The 3,172-nt window shown below is 32.3% G+C and carries 5 protein-coding genes; all 5 read right to left on the reverse strand.

The genetic code is table 11. The annotated features are described in order from the left end of the window. Positions 1-1,386, reverse strand: a 1,386-nt coding sequence (locus tag CK510_RS28465) for a hypothetical protein (protein ID WP_095724844.1), incomplete at its 3' end; no start/stop codon positions are given. A 297-nt stretch (positions 1,387-1,683) separates the two neighbouring features. Then, positions 1,684-2,049, reverse strand: a complete 366-nt coding sequence (locus tag CK510_RS28470; protein ID WP_095724845.1) for a hypothetical protein — start codon at positions 2,047-2,049, stop codon at positions 1,684-1,686. Between the two features lie 85 nt (positions 2,050-2,134). Next, positions 2,135-2,332, reverse strand: a complete 198-nt coding sequence (locus tag CK510_RS28475) for a hypothetical protein (protein WP_143289484.1) — start codon at positions 2,330-2,332, stop codon at positions 2,135-2,137. Between the two features lie 80 nt (positions 2,333-2,412). Further along, positions 2,413-2,595 carry a hypothetical protein gene (locus tag CK510_RS28480; RefSeq protein WP_095724847.1) on the reverse strand — a complete coding sequence of 61 codons (183 nt, stop codon included), beginning with the start codon at positions 2,593-2,595 and terminating at the stop codon, positions 2,413-2,415. A 74-nt stretch (positions 2,596-2,669) separates the two neighbouring features. Then, on the reverse strand, positions 2,670-3,172 hold a 503-nt coding region (locus tag CK510_RS28485; RefSeq protein WP_211293336.1), incomplete at its 5' end, for a hypothetical protein.

A 3,172-nucleotide genomic window follows, 5' to 3' on the forward strand; every position in this document is an offset into this window, starting at 1 on the left:
TTCAACTTCTAATACTGGAAAGATTATTTGTGGAAGCAAGTTTTGCTGATGAGAATTATTTTGTCTACTGTTTGCTGATTCTAGAGACGTAACTTCATTATCCTGTTCTTCAAGTAATCTTTGTTTATTTTGAATATAATCTTTTTCAAGCGTCTTTTTTTGAGCTTCATTTTCTACCTTGAAAGCAGCGTATTGCTCTTGCAAATTGCTTTTTTGCTTGTTGTATTCCTGGTCGATTACAGTCAATTCTTGTTGCAATTGTGATTTGAGTTTTTTATGCTCTGATTCTAGCAACTCCAAGCTTAAAATCTTTTGGCTTTCATTGACTGGATTAGAAGAGTCTAGTTGTAATTCAGGATTATTATGCTGATTATCAGTCATTTTGAAAGCAAATTTTAGCTCTTCAATTGTTGGAACTTTAAAAACTATTTCAGGAATAGATTCAGCTGCGGCAAAAGCATGTTCCCATTGAAATCCTGGGCGATCGTACTGCTGGGCAAAAAATATTCCTAATCGTGCTGTATATAAAAAGTTAAGCAGTGCATTAAGTCCTGCTGCCGGAAGTATACCTATTCCAGTAAGTGCCAGCAACCCTTTGAGTACATTACTTCCTATCAGGTAGGAAGCAGCACCTTGCAATAAATTAATGATAAATTTTTTGATTGCGTCCTCATCAACAGGATGTCCCGCTTTCTCAGCTATTTGTACTATCATTGAAATCCAAGTAGCCGAGACTCCTGCTATATCTAATCCAGGAACTAATGCTCCAATTGTACCTCCAATTCCAGCAGCAGTTAGTGAGTGGTTTAAGATAATATCTTGATATTTACCCAGGTTATCTAGGTTTGTAACTTGATAAGTGTTAGATTCCTTTTCTGCATTTACTGAATTGGTGGTAGAAGGATTTTGGCTATTATTAGCCTGTATTTCTTGGTTGATAAAATCTAGTTCCTGTCTAATTTCATTTTTTTGCTTTTCATATTCTTGCTGGAGCAATATTAATTTTTCTTGTTGCTCTTTTGCTAATTGTCTATTATCTGGAGATAATTGTACTGAATTTTCTTGAATTTCTTGCTTGAGAATTTCAGATTCCTGATTGAGGGAGTCAATATTCCTTTGAAAAGTATTTATTAATTGTTCATATTGTTCGCAAAAAATCCTGTAATTATCTTCTAGAGATTCTATACCTTTCTGTGTTGGTGGATTTCCATTCTTCACATTTTGGTAATCTTTTGTTAATTTTCGACTTGTCTCATGAAAATCATCTAACTGCTTCTGATGTAACTCTTTTATATCTTCATATTTTTTAATAAGAGTAGCTAATTTCTGTTGTAATTCATTTTGTTGCATTTCTTGGCTATTTTGATTTTCACTTTGATAACTCATAATAATTTACCAATTAAGTATAGGTGATAAGAAATTATAATTTACGTGCGGATGTCACAAAAAATTATGATTTTATCCGCTTACATCTATGTCTATCTGGGGTTAATTGAATTCACTCAAAAACAAGAATATTATGCCAGTTGCGAAAGTATTGGAAATAAGAGTTAATTTATAAAGCAAATTTAAAAATTTAGTGTGGGAATCAACTAAGCACTTCCCAATACTCAATAATTGAATAATCGCTTTATAAATTTACCCTAACAATAGAAACAGTTGATGAAAACAATATTTCACTAACTACTTGACTTCGCTTTCCTGAGAAGTAGTTAACTTGGGATCGTTATTTTGCGAAGTAGGTGATTCAATGATGTTTTTGTACTGTTTGCAGAGTAAAGATTTCTCTTTGTCAACATCGTATTCGTTTGCCTGATACATAGCCGCACCAGTTGTAACAACGGCTGGAATCATTGCAAGAAAGAATGACTGTAGCGCATCTTTTTTCTTGCCATAAGCTAAAGAAAAGAGTATAACACTCTCAACTATTATAATAAATGCAAATATACACAAATTTGACCAAAGTTTATTGCTAGAACTTCTTTCTGTATCTTTAAAAAACTTAATAAGTTGCGAATTCACATCCTGACTATTTTGATTTTCATTCATTGTTTTATCCTCGTGATAATTTGCTATTAATCTTTTCGTGAGATAACGTTCATAAGTATTTACCTGATAATTATGCTGGAAAAAACTATTTATTTTCCTCCAGTAATTTTAATTGCTTTTTATAGTCATCATTCATTACTTTACTGGTAAAAAAGCTTCTACCCTGTTTATCAGCTATAAAGCCTACCAATGCCCCAAAACTCCAACCAACTATTTGACCTATGTTCCTATCTCTATTTCCTATAATTTTGGTTATCTGATTACCAGTAGAACCAAAAGTCATAGCACTCACAATAATTACAATCACTAGTAGGATATTTTCTCGTATTAATGTGTTCTCTTTTTTACTACTTTCGAGTTCATTTATACGTTTTTTCGCAAAATCCTTTTTTGCTTTTTTGCTTCTTTCCTCATACTTCTCTTCTCTTCTCTTCTCTCCACAGAGCTTGTTTTTTGTTGCTCTCTTAGCTTCTTTTCCAATTCTTGAATTCTAACTTCAAATAGTTCGGTTATTTTTTTTAAATCAGGAGATTGCGAATTATTCATACCAAATAAACCTCATTTATCTATTTAATTAGCCGACTTTCTTGTTGTAAATATAACTAGGCTCAGGATTTAATTCATGATTTAAATAAATCCTCAAGCTCATAAAACAATTTTTCTAGCTCATTCATTAGTTGTTGATATTCACTTTGTTGTTGTTGCCTTTTATCTTCTAATTGTTTGAGTGAATTTTGATATTCCTGTTGTTGAGTTTTCCGATTTGCTTCAATTTTGTTGAGCAAATCGGAAAACTCATCTTCTTGTCGCTGTCGGGTTGTTTCTAAGTTATAAAATGATGCTTGCTCCAATTTTTGTTTTTCTTCTAGCTTCTTGAGTTTAGTCTTATATTCAGCTTCTTGGTTTTGTCTCTTGCTTTCTAGCTGCTGAAGTTGAGCTTGATATTCATCATATAGCTCTTTTTCCTTGTGTTTTTTGAACTCCCTGATATATTCTTTAACTTCTGCTCGGATATGATTCCGTTGATCTGCATCTAATCGTTCTAGAATATGTGGCTCATTCTTGATAATTTCTTTCCACTTTCGTCTGCGTTCTTCAAATTTATCACTCATAAATTTATTAC

Origin of the sequence: Brunnivagina elsteri CCALA 953, from assembly GCF_002289455.1 — a bacterium.
Lineage (GTDB): Bacteria > Cyanobacteriota > Cyanobacteriia > Cyanobacteriales > Nostocaceae > Brunnivagina > Brunnivagina elsteri.

What these genes read in the sequence shown, in the direction of transcription:
- CK510_RS28470 (WP_095724845.1), bottom strand. Translation starts at nt 2,049, where the DNA reads ATGAATGAAAATCAAAATAGTCAGGATGTGAATTCGCAACTTATTAAG.
- CK510_RS28475 (WP_143289484.1), bottom strand. Translation starts at nt 2,332, where the DNA reads ATGACTTTTGGTTCTACTGGTAATCAGATAACCAAAATTATAGGAAAT.
- CK510_RS28480 (WP_095724847.1), bottom strand. Translation starts at nt 2,595, where the DNA reads ATGAATAATTCGCAATCTCCTGATTTAAAAAAAATAACCGAACTATTT.